This window comes from Intrasporangium oryzae NRRL B-24470, from assembly GCF_000576595.1.
GTDB classification, from domain to species: domain Bacteria; phylum Actinomycetota; class Actinomycetes; order Actinomycetales; family Dermatophilaceae; genus Intrasporangium_C; species Intrasporangium_C oryzae.
On record NZ_AWSA01000001.1, the window covers coordinates 73294 to 87654 of the forward strand.

The 14361-nt window shown below is 72.5% G+C and carries 14 protein-coding genes; 6 read left to right on the forward strand and 8 right to left on the reverse strand.

What is annotated here, in order from left to right; translation table 11 throughout:
* Positions 1-149 precede the first annotated feature (149 nt).
* The 4 genes from hpt to N865_RS00355 all read right to left on the reverse strand — a co-directional run bounded on the left by hpt (position 150) and on the right by N865_RS00355 (position 4430).
* Entirely contained in the window at positions 150-701 is a 552-nt protein-coding gene (gene hpt, locus N865_RS00340; protein ID WP_034800303.1) for a hypoxanthine phosphoribosyltransferase, read from the reverse strand.
* 85 nt (positions 702-786) lie between these two features.
* Positions 787-1782 carry a tRNA lysidine(34) synthetase TilS gene (gene tilS / locus N865_RS00345; RefSeq protein WP_034800473.1) on the reverse strand — a complete coding sequence of 332 codons (996 nt, stop codon included), beginning with the start codon at positions 1780-1782 and terminating at the stop codon, positions 787-789.
* Positions 1783-1804: 22 nt separating this feature from the next.
* Entirely contained in the window at positions 1805-2920 is a 1116-nt protein-coding gene (locus N865_RS00350) for a zinc-dependent metalloprotease (RefSeq protein WP_034800304.1), read from the reverse strand.
* Between the two features lie 91 nt (positions 2921-3011).
* Positions 3012-4430, reverse strand: coding sequence for a D-alanyl-D-alanine carboxypeptidase/D-alanyl-D-alanine-endopeptidase (locus N865_RS00355; RefSeq protein WP_034800475.1), 1419 nt, complete (start codon positions 4428-4430; stop codon positions 3012-3014).
* Between the two features lie 136 nt (positions 4431-4566).
* On the opposite strand from N865_RS00355, the gene N865_RS00360 reads away from it, so the two are divergent.
* Complete coding sequence (locus N865_RS00360) at positions 4567-5085, forward strand: inorganic diphosphatase (protein WP_034800305.1); 519 nt, start codon at positions 4567-4569, stop codon at positions 5083-5085.
* Positions 5086-5196: 111 nt separating this feature from the next.
* Here N865_RS00360 and N865_RS00365 read toward each other — a convergent pair whose 3' ends face one another.
* Together N865_RS00365 and N865_RS00370 are read right to left on the reverse strand one after the other, a co-directional pair.
* Positions 5197-6678, reverse strand: a complete 1482-nt coding sequence (locus N865_RS00365; RefSeq protein WP_034800307.1) for an MFS transporter — start codon at positions 6676-6678, stop codon at positions 5197-5199.
* Positions 6679-6686: 8 nt separating this feature from the next.
* The gene (locus tag N865_RS00370; protein WP_034800309.1) at positions 6687-6905 is read right to left on the reverse strand and encodes a hypothetical protein; all 219 of its coding nucleotides are present in this window, start codon (positions 6903-6905) and stop codon (positions 6687-6689) included.
* Between the two features lie 232 nt (positions 6906-7137).
* On the opposite strand from N865_RS00370, the gene N865_RS00375 reads away from it, so the two are divergent.
* The 5 genes from N865_RS00375 (at position 7138) to N865_RS00395 (ending at position 11048) form a co-directional block, all read left to right on the forward strand.
* A complete protein-coding gene (locus N865_RS00375; RefSeq protein ID WP_034800311.1) occupies positions 7138-7686 on the forward strand; it encodes a TetR/AcrR family transcriptional regulator in 549 nt (182 codons plus the stop codon).
* A gap of 117 nt (positions 7687-7803) precedes the next feature.
* Positions 7804-8166: an LLM class flavin-dependent oxidoreductase gene (locus N865_RS00380; protein ID WP_245603610.1), complete on the forward strand. Its 363-nt coding sequence runs from the start codon at positions 7804-7806 to the stop codon at positions 8164-8166.
* A 128-nt stretch (positions 8167-8294) separates the two neighbouring features.
* Positions 8295-9341, forward strand: coding sequence for a hypothetical protein (locus N865_RS00385; RefSeq protein WP_034800314.1), 1047 nt, complete (start codon positions 8295-8297; stop codon positions 9339-9341).
* A gap of 23 nt (positions 9342-9364) precedes the next feature.
* Positions 9365-9826: a MarR family winged helix-turn-helix transcriptional regulator gene (locus N865_RS00390; protein ID WP_034800316.1), complete on the forward strand. Its 462-nt coding sequence runs from the start codon at positions 9365-9367 to the stop codon at positions 9824-9826.
* 7 nt (positions 9827-9833) lie between these two features.
* Positions 9834-11048, forward strand: a complete 1215-nt coding sequence (locus tag N865_RS00395; RefSeq protein WP_034800318.1) for an MFS transporter — start codon at positions 9834-9836, stop codon at positions 11046-11048.
* 197 nt (positions 11049-11245) lie between these two features.
* Here N865_RS00395 and N865_RS00400 read toward each other — a convergent pair whose 3' ends face one another.
* Together N865_RS00400 and N865_RS00405 are read right to left on the reverse strand one after the other, a co-directional pair.
* Entirely contained in the window at positions 11246-12589 is a 1344-nt protein-coding gene (locus N865_RS00400) for an MFS transporter (RefSeq protein WP_245603611.1), read from the reverse strand.
* Positions 12590-12743: 154 nt separating this feature from the next.
* Positions 12744-14186, reverse strand: a complete 1443-nt coding sequence (locus N865_RS00405) for an NAD-dependent malic enzyme (protein WP_211244820.1) — start codon at positions 14184-14186, stop codon at positions 12744-12746.
* Positions 14187-14361: the final 175 nt, after the last annotated feature.

A 14361-nucleotide genomic window follows, 5' to 3' on the forward strand; every position in this document is an offset into this window, starting at 1 on the left:
TGCCCCGCAACAACTCCGCCCGTGCGGAGGAGATGCGGCCCAAACCGAGCCGGGACCACAACAAGTCCGCCCCGGCGGGGAAAGAGCGGTGGAGTGCGCGGACGCGGGACCGGAACCCGAACCCAGACCGGGACGGATCCGGACGTTCGTCAGGCGTAGACGTGCGGGGCGAGGGTGCCGACGCAGCGCAGGTTGCGGTACTTCTCGGCGTAGTCGAGGCCGTAGCCGACGACGAACTCGTTGGGGATGTCGAAGCCGACGTACCGGACCGGGATGTCGACCTTGACCACGTCCGGCTTGCGCAGGAGCGTGCAGATCTCGACCGAGGCCGGGTTGCGCGACTCGAGGTTGGACTTGATCCACGAGAGCGTGAGGCCGGAGTCGATGATGTCCTCGACGATCAGCACGTGCCGGCCGCTGATGTCGGTGTCGAGGTCCTTGAGGATCCGCACGACGCCGGAGCTCTTGGTCCCGGAACCGTAGGACGAGACGGCCATCCAGTCCATCGGCGCGGTCCCGGGCAGGGCGCGCATGAGGTCGGCCATGACGACGACCGCACCCTTGAGGACGCCGACGAGGAGGAAGTCCTTGCCCTCGTAGTCCTGCCAGATGTCGGCGGCGAGCTCGGCGAGCCTGCTCTGGATCTGCTCCTCGGTGAGGAGGACCTGCGCCAGGTCAGCTCCCATGTGCTCGTGGTCCACGGCGGCTCCTCGGGGGTCGGCCCGCAGACCAGCGGAGGGAGTCTGCGGGCGGGGGACGACCCGCTTGGGGGTCGGACGTGCGGGTCTATTCAACCCCACTCGCGAGGGGCCGGAAACGGATGGCCCCGCGGTCGCGCGCGACCGCGATGCCGCCGGGGACGTGGAGCGGCCCCTGCCCGTGCCAGGACGTGAGGAGCGCGTCGAGCGACTCGACGTGGGCGGCGCTGACGTCGGCGAGCGGAGCGCCGGCCTCGGCGGCGAGGATGCGCCACACCCGGGTGCGGATCGCCCGGGGCAGGGCCGCCAGGGCGTCGAGGTCGACGCCCGGCAGGCCCTCGGCGTCGGGGAGCTCCGCCCGCGCCTCGTGGGCGAGTCGCTCGAGGTAGTCGGCGTCCTCGCGGAGCAGGTCGGCGCTCCGCGCGAGCGCCGCGCCGAAGCCCGGGCCGAGCTCGCCCTCGAGCACGGCGAGCACCCGGCGCGCCCGCACCCGCCGGAACGACTCGTCGCTGTTGTGGGGGTCGTCCCACGGCTCGATGCCGTACGCCTCGCAGGCGGCGCGCGTCGTGGCGCGCGGGAGGGCGAGGAGCGGGCGGACGATGCGGCCTCGGCGGGCCGGCATACCGGACAGGGAGCGCGCACCCGAGCCGCGGGAGAGGCCGAGGAGGACCTGCTCGGCCTGGTCGTCACGGGTGTGCCCGACGAGGACGACCTCGGCGTGGAGCCGGGCGGCGACCGCCTCGATGGCGGCGTAGCGCGCGGTCCGGGCGTCGGCCTCGAGCCCGGCGCCGGTGGTGTGGACGTCGGCGCGCGTCACCTCGACGGGGTCGAGGCCGAGCTCGCGGCACGTCTCGGCGGCCATCTCGGCCACGAGGTCGGACCCCTCCTGGAGGCCGTGGTCGACGACGACGGCTCCCGCGCGCAGACCGGCCCGCGGGGCCTCGAAGGCGAGCGCGGCAGCGAGCGCGAGCGAGTCGGCGCCGCCCGAGCAGGCGACGAGCACGAGGCTGCCGTCGGCGAGGTCGGCGACGTGCTCGCGCACGGCGAGTCTCGTGGCGGCGACGGCGGGATCGGGTCCGGGCATGTCGGTCGGGGGGCGCACGGGGTCAGCCGTGGACCCGGCGGACCCAGGCGCTCGGCTCGAGGATCTCCGCCGCGTGGGGCAGCGTCTCGGGCGAGGTCCACACGGCGTTGAACCCCTCGCGGCCCACCTGGTCGGTGACGGCCCGGACGAAGATCGCGCCGTCGCGGTACTGCCGCATCTTGGCCTCGAGGCCGAGCAGCTTGCGCAGGAGCCGGTCGACACCGACGGCGCCGCTCCGCCTCTGGTCGAACTTGCGCCGGATCTCGTCGACGGTGGGGATGACACTGGGGCCGACGCCGTCCATGACGACGTCGGCGTGCCCTTCGAGGAGGGACATGACGGCGGTCAGCTCGGCGATCCGCGCCTTCTGCTCGGGGGTCGCGAGGAGCTGTCCGAGGCCCTCGCCCGAGGTGAACGCGTCGGGCAGGTTGCGCGTCAGCTGTTCGAGCCGCGTCGAGAGGTCCTCGGGCGTCGGGGCGAGGTCGACGGCGAGGGACTGCGAGGCCGTGACGAGGTGGTCGCGCAGCCACGGCACCGCCGTGAACTGCACACGGTGGGTCTCCTCGTGCATGGCCACCCAGCGCCGGAAGTCGCGCGGTCGCACCTCGAGACGGCGCTCGGTCGCGACGATGTTGGGAGCGACGAGGAGCAGGCGCGGCGTGCCGCCGGGCGCGAGGTCGTACTGGCCGAGGATCTTGCTCGAGAGGAAGGCGAGGAGACCACCCATCTCGGCGCCCGTCACCTTGCCGCCGATCGCGGCCGCGGTGGCGCTCGTGCTCGCACCGGGCCGCTTAGCCGCGATCTTCTCGACGACGGGCTCGAGCAGGGCGCGCATCGAGTCGACGTTGGCGTCGATCCAGCCGGGGCGGTCGACGATGAGAGGCGCCGGGGCCCCCTCGGGGGCGCGCAGCCCGCTCGTCGCAGCGACGGGCTCGACGGCCTCGGCCGCCGCGGCACGCAGGTCGGCCACGATCTCGGCGGCCTCGCTGCTCGTCACCTGCGGCCCGGCCTTGACGATCGTCCGCCCGGCCCGTTTCGCGAAGTCGTAGTCGACGTATGCCGCTGGGCGGGCTTCCGCGCCCGGGGTGCGGCCTGCTGGGGTCGGGGCGGTCAGGCCCTCCGACACGGTCTCGGTCATGACTGGTCTTCCGTTCCCCGATGGCTCCCGCTCGGTCGTCCCGAGGGGCTCATGGCCCTCATCATGACATCGAGCGACCGGCGAGAGCGGCTCAGCGGCAGCCGCAGGAGGCGATCGCTGCCACGAAACGGTCCAACGCCGCGCGGGCCTCGATGGTTCCCGCTCCGGTGACGAGCCCGGCGTAGACGATGAGGCGACCGTTGTCGTCGACGACGCTCCCGGCGAGCGCGTTGGCACCCGTCAGGGTGCCCGTCTTGGCCCGGGCCCGGCCGGCCGCGTCGTGCGTGCCGGGCGTGTCGAACCGGTCCGCGAGGGTGCCGGTGAGGCCGCCGATCGGCAGCCCGTCGAGGGCGGTGCGCAGGATCGGGTGGGCCCCGTCGTAGCCGAGCACGAGGACGTCGGCGAGCAGCCGCGCGGTGACCCGGTTGTCGCGGGAGAGGCCACTGGCGTCGAGGAGCTCGGCGCCCTGCGAGTCGATGCCGAGCGCCGCCACCTGCGCGACGACCCAGGCCCCGACCTGCGCGAACTCGGTGCCGCTGCCGGCCCGGAAGGCGGCCTGCCGCGCCAGGATCTCGGCGAGGGCGTTGTCGGACTCGGTCATGGCGAGCGCGAGCTGGTCACGGACCGGGGCGGACTCGACGGACCCCAGGCTCGAGTCGGTCTCCGGCCACGGCGCCGCCTCCGCCGTCGAGACCGTCACGGCGATGCCGCGCTCCTCGAGGCGCTTCGCGAAGAGGTCACGCGTCGACGCGACGGGGTCGGTGGGGCTCGGCCGACCGGGGGCGGCCCGCTGGTCGGACCGGCCGAGCATCGCCACCACTCCGGTCAGTCCCAGCTTCTGGAACGTGGGACTCCACGTCGAGGCGAGACCCGGCCCGGCGGCATACGTCGTGTCGACGGAGAGGGTGACCCGGCGACGGCCGCGTTCCTTGAGGGCCTTGGCGACCTGGTCCGCGAGGTCGCCGAGGCCGGCGCGGCCCGAGACGGCGGTCGGATCGCCCTTGTCGGGGGCGAGCAGGGAGTCGCCACCGGCGACGAGGACGATGTCACCGGGGTCGACCCCGGAGACGACGCGTGTCCGCAGCCGCTCGTCGGGCTTGAAGACGCGCCCGATCGCTGCCGCGCTCAGCAGCTTCGTCGTCGAGGCGGGCACGCGGAGGTCACCGCCGTCGCGGTCGAGCAGGACCGCGCCGGACTGGCCGTCGCGCACGACGAACGAGGAGTCGGCGAGCGCCGGCAGGTCGAGGATCGTGCCGAGAGCCTCCTCGACGCCCCTGGCGGAGGGTGCCTCCCCGTCGCCGGCGAGGCCGGGCAGCGGTGGGGCCACGGAGGTCGAGATCGTCGGCTGGGGCACGACGGGAACCGTGCGGGTCCCGGGTGTCTCGGTCGGCGGGGGCGGCGGCAGCGGGCTCGTCGTGAGCAGTCCCGGTGCGGCGTCGGCGATGTCGAGGCCGATGTACCCGGCGAGGAGCACCCCGACGACGCCGATCCCGGCCACGGCTCGTCTCACCGTCACCCCCCGTCCCACGGGTGCGCCCCGTCTCGTGCTGTTTCGCGAATGATGCCGTGTCCTGACAGACTGTCGCGGAAGATTCTGTCAGCAGCCGCGCGCGCCCCAGACCGCGCGGCCACACGAAGGGGCGGACGTGGAGTTCGACGTCACCATCGAGATCCCGCGCGGTCAGCGCAACAAGTACGAGATCGACCACGCGACCGGTCGCGTCCGGCTCGACCGCTACCTCTTCACGCCGATGGCCTACCCGGCGGACTACGGCTACATCGAGGACTCGCTCGGTGAGGACGGCGACCCGCTCGACGCCCTCGTCCTGCTGCCCGAGCCCGTCTTCCCCGGCGTCGTCGTCGAGGCACGACCGGTCGGCATCTTCCACATGACCGACGAGGCGGGCGGTGACGACAAGGTGCTCTGCGTGCCCGTCGACCCCCGATGGACCGATGTGAAGGACATCCACGACGTGAGCGAGTTCACCCGTGGCGAGATCCAGCACTTCTTCGAGCGCTACAAGGACCTCGAGCCCGGCAAGCACGTCGACGCCTCCGAGTGGGGCGACCGGGCCGCCGCCGAGCGCGTCATCAACGAGGCCTTCGAGCGCGCCAAGGAGCAGGGCCTCTCGACGGCCCGCTGGGCCTCCCCGCAGGACCACTGAGGTTCCCCGACCGGCGCTGACGGGCCCTGACAGGGCCCGGTGGACGAGCACCGATCAGGTATGCCGCTGGGCGCGCTTCCATGGAAAGCGCGCCCAGCGGCGTGTCGGGGCTCAGGCCGGCTCGACCACGGGCACCGCAGCGGCCTCGAGCCGCGGCGACGGACGACCTCGCACGACGAGGACCGCGACCGCGAACGCCGTGAGCGCGAACGCTGCCGAGGTGAAGAACGCCGGCTCCACGCCCGGGACGAACCGGCCCGGGACCGCCTGCGACGCGTAGACGCTGACGATCGCGGCGAGGCCGATCGCACCGCCGAGCTGCTGGGCGGTCTGGAGCAGGCCCGACACGGCACCGGCCTGGGACCGGTCGACTCCGCCGAGCACGACGACGGTGACCGGCATGAAGACCAGCGCAGCCGAGACGCCGTTGAGCACGAGGGCACCCAGCAGGTCGACGGCATACGTGCTGCTCGTCGAGATGCCGCTCAGCCACACGAAGCTCGCGGCCTGCCCGAGCGTGCCGAGGAGGAGCAGCGGGCGTGGCCCGACCCTGCCGACGAGGCGCGCGCTGACCCGCGAGGTCGCGAAGATCGCGAGGCTGAGCGGGAGGAACGCGGCACCGGTCGCGACGGGGCTGAAGCCGAGCACACGCTGGAGGTACTGCGTGACGAGGAAGAACGTCGAGAACTGGGCCCCGATGACGAGCGCCATCAGGACGAGGGCGCCGGCCCGCGTCCGGTCGCGGACGAGGTCGAGCGGCAGCAGCGGCGCGCTCACCCGGCTCTCGGTGCGGACGAAGAGCCCGATGAGGGCCGCACCGACGGCGAAGGAGGCCAGCGTCACCGGTGAGGACCAGCCGCGGTCGGGGGCGCTGATGAAGCCGTAGACGATCGCGACCGCGCCACCCGTCGCGGTCACGGCGCCGAGGACGTCGAAGCGGCCACGCACGCGCGGGGTCTCGGTGACGAACCGGCGGGCCAGGACGAGCACGACCGCGCCGATCGGGACGTTGACGAAGAGGGTCCAGTGCCAGCTGACGTAGGCGGTGAGGACCCCTCCGAGGAGCAGGCCGATGGACGCACCGGCCGAGGACACCGCGGTGAAGAGCGCGAGACGACGGTTGCGAGCGGCCTCGTCAGGAGCACTCGTCGTGACGAGCGCGAGCACGTTCGGCGCAGCGAGCGCGGCGCCGAGGCCTTGCAGGGTGCGGGCCGCGATGAGCCAGGCGGGCGAGGTCGCCAGGCCACCGAGCAGGCTGGCGACGGTGAAGATGCCGAGGCCGACCTCGAAGCTGCGCAGGCGTCCGACGACGTCGCCGAGGCGGCCGCCGAACAGGAGCAGACCGCCGAAGGCGAGCGTGTAGGCGTTGAGCACCCAGGACAGGCCGGCCGGGCTGAAGCCGAGGTCGGACTGGATGTGGGGCAGCGCGACGTTCACGACGGTGGCGTCGAGCATGAGCATGAGCTGGGCGACGAGCACGACGGCGACGCCGATCGACGCCTTGCGGGCGTCACGCTCCCGGGTCGTCGCTACGGGTGTCGCTACGGGTGTCGCTGCGGGTGTGGTGTGCGAACGGGTGGTGCTGGTCGACATCGGGTGCCTCAGGATTCGTGGTGGAGGGACGGGTGGCGCGGCGTCTCGTCGGTGAGCGGCTCGCGGGCCATCGGGGTGAAGGCGGTCGCGCGGGGGGCACGCGCGCCGGGCGAGGGGCTGCCGTCGGCCTGCGTGCGGCGGGGCACGAGGGGCGCGCGGTGCGTCGTCGCGAGGTGCGACCTGTGGACGCGGACGGCCTGTCGGGTGGGTCGGATCGTGGTGGTCATGGGTGCCGGACTCCTCTGTGACGACGGTCGGCGCTACGATTAGCGGAGAACCACTCCGGTTCTGCCTGACCAGAATACGGAGACTGTCTCCGTTTTAGCAAGGAGTTTTCCCGTGACGCCTGCCGACGCTGGCAGGGCGACGCTCGATCCGTCGCCGGAATCCGTTGCTGCCCAAGCGAATCCGGCCGCCACAGAGCCCCAGGAATCTCCTGAGGTGCCGGCCGGTCGGCCCATGCGTGCCGACGCGCGGCGCAACTACGACAAGATCGTGGCGACGGCCCGAGTCGTCTTCGCCGAGCGCGGCACCGACTGCTCGCTCGACGAGATCGCCCGGCGCGCCGGCGTCGGACCCGGCACGCTCTACCGCCACTTCCCCACCCGCGAGGCGCTCGTCGACGCGCTCATGAAGGACTGGGCCGGTCGTGTCGTCCGCGACGCCGAGGCCGCGGTGACGGCTGACCTGCCGGCTCGGGCGACCCTCATGACGTGGTTCGAGAGCTTCGTCGAGCACATCACCCTGCACCGGGGTGCCGCCGCCAAGCTCTGCGCCGCGATGGACGACCCCTCCTCGCCGATCTTCGGCAAGTGCCAGATCATGGGCGAGGCCAACCGCCGCGTCCTCGACCACCTCGAGGCCCGGGGCGAGCTCCGGCCGGGAGTCGACGCACAGAACGTCATGCGCATCATCGGCGGCATCGCGAGCGTCACCGACTCGAGCCGGGTCGACCTCGACGTGCGGCCCATGCTCGAGGTCGTCGTCGACGGCCTCGTCACGGACTGAACGGCACTGCTGGCGCCGGGTGGTTCGAGGCCGAGCACACGGCCTACGGCATCCCTTCCCGCCGCTCGGAGAGCGCTTCGACCGGCTCGAGGAGCAGCTCGCCGTCATCACCGGCCTGTGGGCCACGTCGCCGGGTTCACCTTCAGCCACGCGGGGCGGCACTACCCCGTCGTCGACTCCCCCGCCCTGGCCAAGCCCGCCCAGCCGGGGGGCGTGCCCATCATCATCGGCGGAGGCGGGCGGCGACGCACCCCCGCGCTCGCGGCCCGGTATGCCGCCGAGTTCAACGCGCCGTTCGTCTCGGCTCCCGACGCCGGCCGGCTCTACGACAGGGTCCGCGCGGCGTGCGGGTCGATCGGTCGCGATGCCACTGAGCTGACGTTCTCGGCGGCCCAGGTCGTGTGCCCCGGCAAGGACGAGGCCACCCTGAAGCGCCGGGCGGACGCCATCGGCCGCGACGTGCTCCCCCAGCTCGGCTGACACGCGCGCACGGCACCGCCCCGTCGCGAACATCCGACCGACACCGAGGGAACGGTCGGTCCCGCGTATCACCCATGCCCTCGGCGCGTTCCGACAGAAGACCCCACTGTCCGTCCGGGGAGGGAACGATGTCCGAGCGCAGCAACCGAACCGCCAGGTGGATCCGGCGGGCGTGCCGGGCCGCAGCGACCCTCGTCACGGCCGCCCTGCTCGCGGCACCCGGCACGGCGCGGGGTGCGTCGCTCTTCGACGTGTCGGTCGGCCCGACGACGGCCGTGGCCGGGCAGGACGTCGTCGTCTCGGTCAGCCCACTGGTCGAGGGTCTCGTCATCACGAGCTGTCGAGCGTGGCTCACCGGCGGTCAGCCCACCGAATGCGTGGGTTCGAACGGGCACTGGTCGGCCCACCTCACGGTCGCGCATCGCGCCGGACCAGGCGCGTCGACGGTCACCTGGAGCCTTCGGTACCGGCTCGGGACGGGTCGCAACGCCACCACGCACCGCGCCCAGGGAACCAGGGCAGTCACCATCCGGCCGGCCACCCCGCCCGACTTCTCGGTGGTCCTCGACCCCGCGGCGGGGCGCCCTGGGGACACGGTCTCGGCCGAGTTCACGGCGCTCGACCCGAAGACCACGATCACGACGTGCAGTGCCCGGCTCGGAGGCGCCGCGGCCTTCCAGTGCGTCGGGACCGGGTCGGCGTGGTGGCTGTCCCTCACCGTGCCGGCGACAGCTCACCCGTCTCGCATGACGGTGGAGTGGACCCTCGTCTACGAACGGGACGGCTACCAGACCGAGGCTCACGGGACGACCCCCTTCTCCGGACTGCCCGCGGTGGCCGGATCGCGGCACGCCGGCCCCTCCGCAGGGACCGCGGCACCGTCCATCCGTTCTCGTCAGCCGGGGGACGTACGGTCGACGATTCCCACAGTCCCCCGGACCTCGCTGGCCCGGACCGAGCCCCCGCGCGCCGAAGCCCAGGCGACCGAGCTGTCCGACTGGGTCTGGGACCGGTCCGACCTCGACGTCCTGCTCCTGGCCGTGGCCCTGGGCGCCGTCCTCCTGGTCGGGTTCTCGGTGCATTCTCGCCGGGCGACCCTGCGCGAGAGACCGTCCCACCCGTTTCCCTCGCCTGCTGCCGGGAGGTCGGCGCCGCCGGTCACTAGACATATATAGGTTACCTATGTAATTTGGGGCGGGTGACCGCACCGACCACCCTGGGCAACGAGCTGCTCCGCTCGGCCGCGCGACTGTCGCGATGGGCCAGCCGGCACGCGTCGTTCGACGTGCCGTTCGCGCAGGCCCGCCTCCTCGCCCTCCTCGACGAGCTGGGGCCTTCGCGCATCAGCGCCCTCGCGGCCGCCGATCACAGCAGCCAGCCGACGACCACGACCCAGCTGCAGCGCCTCGAGGCCGCCGGTTGGGTGCACCGCGCCGCCGACCCGTGCGATGCCCGCGCGACGGTGGTCTCCCTCAGCGACGAGGGGCGGGCCGCGCTCGAGGACGTGCGCCGGGCCCGGCTGGCCGTCCTGTCCCCCGCCCTCGACCAGCTCGACGGGCCCGCGCTGGAGCGGGTCCAGGTGGCCATCGACGTCATGAACGAGCTCCTCGCCGCCGCGGCGGACACCCCGACCCCCCACCCCACCCGAAAGGACGGATGACCACACCATGTGGCGCCAACCCAAGACCGTCTGGTCGGTCGCCTTCGCCTGCGTGATCTCCTTCATGGGCATCGGCCTCGTCGACCCCATCCTCAAGCCGATCGCCGACGAGCTCGGCGCCGGACCCTCGCAGGTCTCGCTCCTCTTCACCAGCTACATGGCCGTCATGGGCATCGCGATGCTCGGGACCGGCTGGGTCAGCAGCCGAGTCGGCGCCAAGCGCACCCTGCTCCTCGGCCTCGCCCTGATCATCATCGGCGCGGCCTGTGCCGGCAGCCAGGACACCGTCGGCGGCATCGTCGCCTTCCGCGCCCTCTGGGGTCTCGGCAACGCGCTCTTCATCGCGACGGCGCTCGCGACGATCGTCAACGCCGCGGCCGGCTCGGTCGGGCAGGCGATCATCCTCTACGAGGCCGCGCTCGGCGTCGGCATCGCGACCGGCCCGCTCCTCGGCGGCTGGCTCGGCGGGATCTCGTGGCGCTGGCCGTTCTACGGTGTCGCGGTCCTCATGGCCATCGCCTTCATCGCGACGGCGACGACGCTCCCGGCGACGCCCCCCGCGGCACGACCGACGTCGATCATGGCGCCGCTGCGGGCCCTGCGCCACCGCGGCCTGCTCACGGTCGGGATCACGGCGCTGCTCTACAACTTCGGGTTCTTCACGCTGCTCGCCTTCACCCCGTTCCCACTCGACCTCGGGGCGCAGCAGATCGGCCTCATCTTCTTCGGGTGGGGCCTGCTCCTCGCGACCACGTCGGTCTTCGTCGCCCCGGCGATCCAGCGCCGGTTCGGCACCCTGCCCGGCATCGTCGGCGCGCTGCTCGGCTTCGCGGCCATCCTCGCCGCCATGGCGATCGGCACGGAGAACAAGACCGTCCTTATCCTCGGGGTCATCCTCGCCGGTGCGTTCCTCGGCGTGAACAACACCCTCATCACCGAGACGGTCATGAAGATCTCCCCCGTCGAGCGTGGGGTGGCCTCGGCGGCATACAGCTTCGTCCGGTTCAGCGGCGGAGCGATCGCCCCGTGGCTCGCCGGGCGCCTCGGCGAGAAGTCCATCCACCTGCCCTTCTGGGTGGGCGCCGGTGCCGTCGTGCTCGGCGTCCTCGTGCTGCTCACGGCACGCGACCTCATCGGCGCGCTCGACGCGCAGCCGGGACACGGCGCCGAGCCGGTCGGCTCCCGGATCGAGGCCGAGGCCGTCACCGTCGGCGACGCCTGACACCCTCCCCACCCCGACCCCCCAACCCCAACCCCCAGGCCCAACCCCAGCCACGTGAACGCGGTGTTCGGTGTCGAACTCAGTGGTGTACCGCTGAGTTCGACACCGAACGCCGCGTTCACGTGGCAGGAGCGGTGGGAGAGCCGGCCGTATGCCGCTGGGCTCAGTCCGCGTCAGCCGCTCGGCCCCGGGCGTGCTCAGTGGAAGGTCACGGAGTGGCCGGCCTGCATGGCCGCATACGCCTCGGGGTCGGACGCGAGGGCCGCCCGACGCGCCTTGCGCCGGTAGCGCAGGACCTGGGCGATGCCGAGCGCCCAGACGGGGTACTGCACGGTCATCGCCACCCGGAACGCGTCGACGTCCCAGGTGGACGGTCCGCCGGGGGCGACCCGGTCGAGCACGACCCCGACGAGCGCCACGGCGGTGAGCGTCGCCATGAAGCCGCCCGTGTTGACGATCCCGGATGCACTGCCGAGGCGGGTCGGCGGGTTGAAGGTCCGGGCGAGGTCGAAGCCGATCATCGACCCGGGGCCGCCGATCGCGATGACGACGACGAGGCCGGCGAGCAGCCACAGCGGGGCCCGCCCGGGCCAGAGCAGCACGACGGTCCACGCCGTGACGGCGGCTGCGACGATCCAGAGCACGAGCGTGCTCCTCGAGAACGGGAACCGCATCGTCAGGCTGCCGATGACCGGGCTCGCGAGGATCGAGGTCCCCGTCATCGTCATGAGCAGGACGCTCGCCGCGAAGGGCGAGAGTCCCTGTCCCGCAACGAGGAAGGGGAACCCCCAGAGCATCGTGAACATGTTGGCCGCGAACTGCGACGTGAAGTGCGACCAGAGGCCGAGGCGCGTGCCGGGGACGAGCCACGCGGCCTTGAGGGTCCGCGCCAGCGCCCGGAGCCGCAGCTCGTCGCGGTGGTGGTCCGCATACGGGCTGTCCTTGACGAGGACGACGAGCGCGACGCCGGACACGATCCCGAAGGAGGCCGCTACGGCATACGAGGGTGTCCACCCGAAGTGCGCGAGCGCGGCCGCGAGCGGCCCGGCGGCGGCGATCGCGCCGAGCGACCCGAGCAGCCCGGTCGTCTGCGTCACCATCGGGGTGCGCCGCGGCGAGAACCACAGGGCCGCGAGCCGCAGGACCGAGATGAAGACCATGGCGTCGCCCATCCCGAGCAGGACCCGGCAGGCCAGGGCGGCGGGCAGCGTGTCGACGAAGGCGAACGCGAGCTGGGCCGCGGTCATGAGGGTCAGGCCGACGCCGAGGAGCCGCCTGGACCCGAACCTGTCGAGGAGCGCCCCGACCGGCAGCTGCATCGCCGCGTAGACGAAGACCTGGACGATCGTGAAGGTCGACAGCTGGGAGCTGCTGATCCCGAACCGCTCCGTCGCCTGGAGGCCGGCCACGCCGAGCGAGGTCCGGTGGAAGACCGCGAGGACGTAGACCGAGATCGCCGCGCCCCAGACGGCCCACGCTCGTCGCCCGTCGAGCGGGTACCGCTGGGCCGGGACGGACATGGGGGTCGGCGGAGGCGTCATGCGGTGACCATTCGGTTTCGTACGGGTGCTGGTGTTCGTTCGGCGCGGGGTGCGTATCGGTCGGCGAAGGTGTGAGTCCGTGCGGGCGTGCGGGATGGAGGTCGGCCGCCACCCCTGTGCGGTGCGCCCGGCTGCTGCCGGACGCACCCGAACCTCAGGAGCCGGCGCCGGTCATCGGGATCGAGGGCGCGGGTGCCTTGGGCACGCAGTCGACGATCGCCCTGGCGACGGTCTTGCTCATGTCGGGGTGGAAGACGCTCGGGATGATGTAGTTGGGGTTGAGCTGCTCGTCGGTGACGACCGAGGCGATCGCGTCGGCGGCCTTGATGAGCATCTCCGTCGTCACGTCGGTCGCCCGGGCGTCGAGCAGCCCACGGAAGACGCCCGGGAAGGCGAGGACGTTGTTGATCTGGTTCGGGTAGTCGCTGCGGCCCGAGGCGATGACCGTCGCGTGCTGCGTCGCCTCGTAGATGTCGACCTCGGGGTCGGGGTTGGCGAGCGCGAAGACGATCCGCTCGGGCGCCATCTCCTCGATCCACTCGGGCTTGAGGATGTTGGGGGCGCTGACGCCGATGAAGACGTCGGCGCCCTGGAGTCCGTCACGCAGCGTGCCGGTCAGGCCGCGCGGGTTGGTCTTCTCGGCGAGGGCACGCCAGGCCGGCGTGAGCGTCTCGTCGTCCTTGTTGAGCAGGCCGGGCCGGTCGTAGACGGTGACGTCGACCGCGCCGGCCGCGAGGAGCAGCTGGACGATGGCCGAGCCGGCCGCGCCGCCGCCGGACACGATGATCGAGGCCTCGGTCAGCTTCTTGTCGACGCAGCGCAGCGCGTTCTTGAGCGCGGCGAGCACGACGATCGCGGTGCCGTGCTGGTCGTCGTGGAAGACGGGGATCGAGAGCCGCTCGCGCAGCCGGGCCTCGATCTCGAAGCAGCGGGGCGCCGAGATGTCCTCGAGGTTGATGCCGCCGAAGCCGGGGGCGATGAGCTCGACGGTCCGGACGATCTCGTCGATGTCCGTCGTGTCGAGGCAGATCGGCCACGCGTCGATGTCGGCGAACCGCTTGAAGAGGGCGGCCTTGCCCTCCATGACGGGCAGGGCCGCCTGGGGGCCGATGTTGCCGAGGCCGAGGACGGCGGTGCCGTCGGTGACGACGGCGACGGAGTTGCCCTTGATCGTGAGGCGGCTGACGTCCTCCGGGTGGTCAGCGAGCGCCTGGCTGACGCGGCCGACCCCGGGCGTGTAGGCCATGGCGAGGTCCTGGCGCGTCTTGAGCGGCACCTTGGACTCGACGCTGATCTTGCCGCCGAGGTGGAGCAGGAAGACGCGGTCGCTGACCTTGTGGACGCGGACGCCGTCGAGCGACTCGACGGCGTCGACGATCTCGTTGGCGTGGTCGGCGTCGGACGCCGAGCAGGTCAGGTCGATGACGAGACGGTCGGGGTGCGAGTCGACGATGTCGAGCGCGGTCGTGATCCCCCCGCCGTCGGCCACCTTGACCGCGAGCGCACCGATGACGGCGGGGTCGGTGCCCGCGTGGATGCGCATCGTGATCGAGTAGGACGCGGTGGTTGCTCGGGCTCGTTGGATCGACTCAGTCACGCGGTCAATGGTCCCATGATCGGGCCGTCCCTCTGTACACCGTCCATACCCATCGGTAACATACCCCGCCCACCGCCCACCCGGTCGTATGCCGCTGAGCCGGCCCAACGGCATACGTGCCCTGACGCTCGCGCTGGGACGGCCGGGACGCCGACGTCCAGCGCGCGGGAGGCCC

Bases quoted from the DNA above. Each gene is read 5' to 3' on its own strand.
- N865_RS00400 (WP_245603611.1), bottom strand. From the start codon at position 12,589: ATGACGCCTCCGCCGACCCCCATGTCCGTCCCGGCCCAGCGGTACCCG.
- N865_RS00385 (WP_034800314.1), top strand. From the start codon at position 8,295: ATGTCCGAGCGCAGCAACCGAACCGCCAGGTGGATCCGGCGGGCGTGC.
- N865_RS00350 (WP_034800304.1), bottom strand. From the start codon at position 2,920: ATGACCGAGACCGTGTCGGAGGGCCTGACCGCCCCGACCCCAGCAGGC.
- tilS (WP_034800473.1), bottom strand. From the start codon at position 1,782: ATGCCCGGACCCGATCCCGCCGTCGCCGCCACGAGACTCGCCGTGCGC.
- N865_RS00375 (WP_034800311.1), top strand. From the start codon at position 7,138: ATGCGTGCCGACGCGCGGCGCAACTACGACAAGATCGTGGCGACGGCC.
- N865_RS00370 (WP_034800309.1), bottom strand. From the start codon at position 6,905: ATGACCACCACGATCCGACCCACCCGACAGGCCGTCCGCGTCCACAGG.
- N865_RS00395 (WP_034800318.1), top strand. From the start codon at position 9,834: ATGTGGCGCCAACCCAAGACCGTCTGGTCGGTCGCCTTCGCCTGCGTG.
- N865_RS00365 (WP_034800307.1), bottom strand. From the start codon at position 6,678: ATGTCGACCAGCACCACCCGTTCGCACACCACACCCGCAGCGACACCC.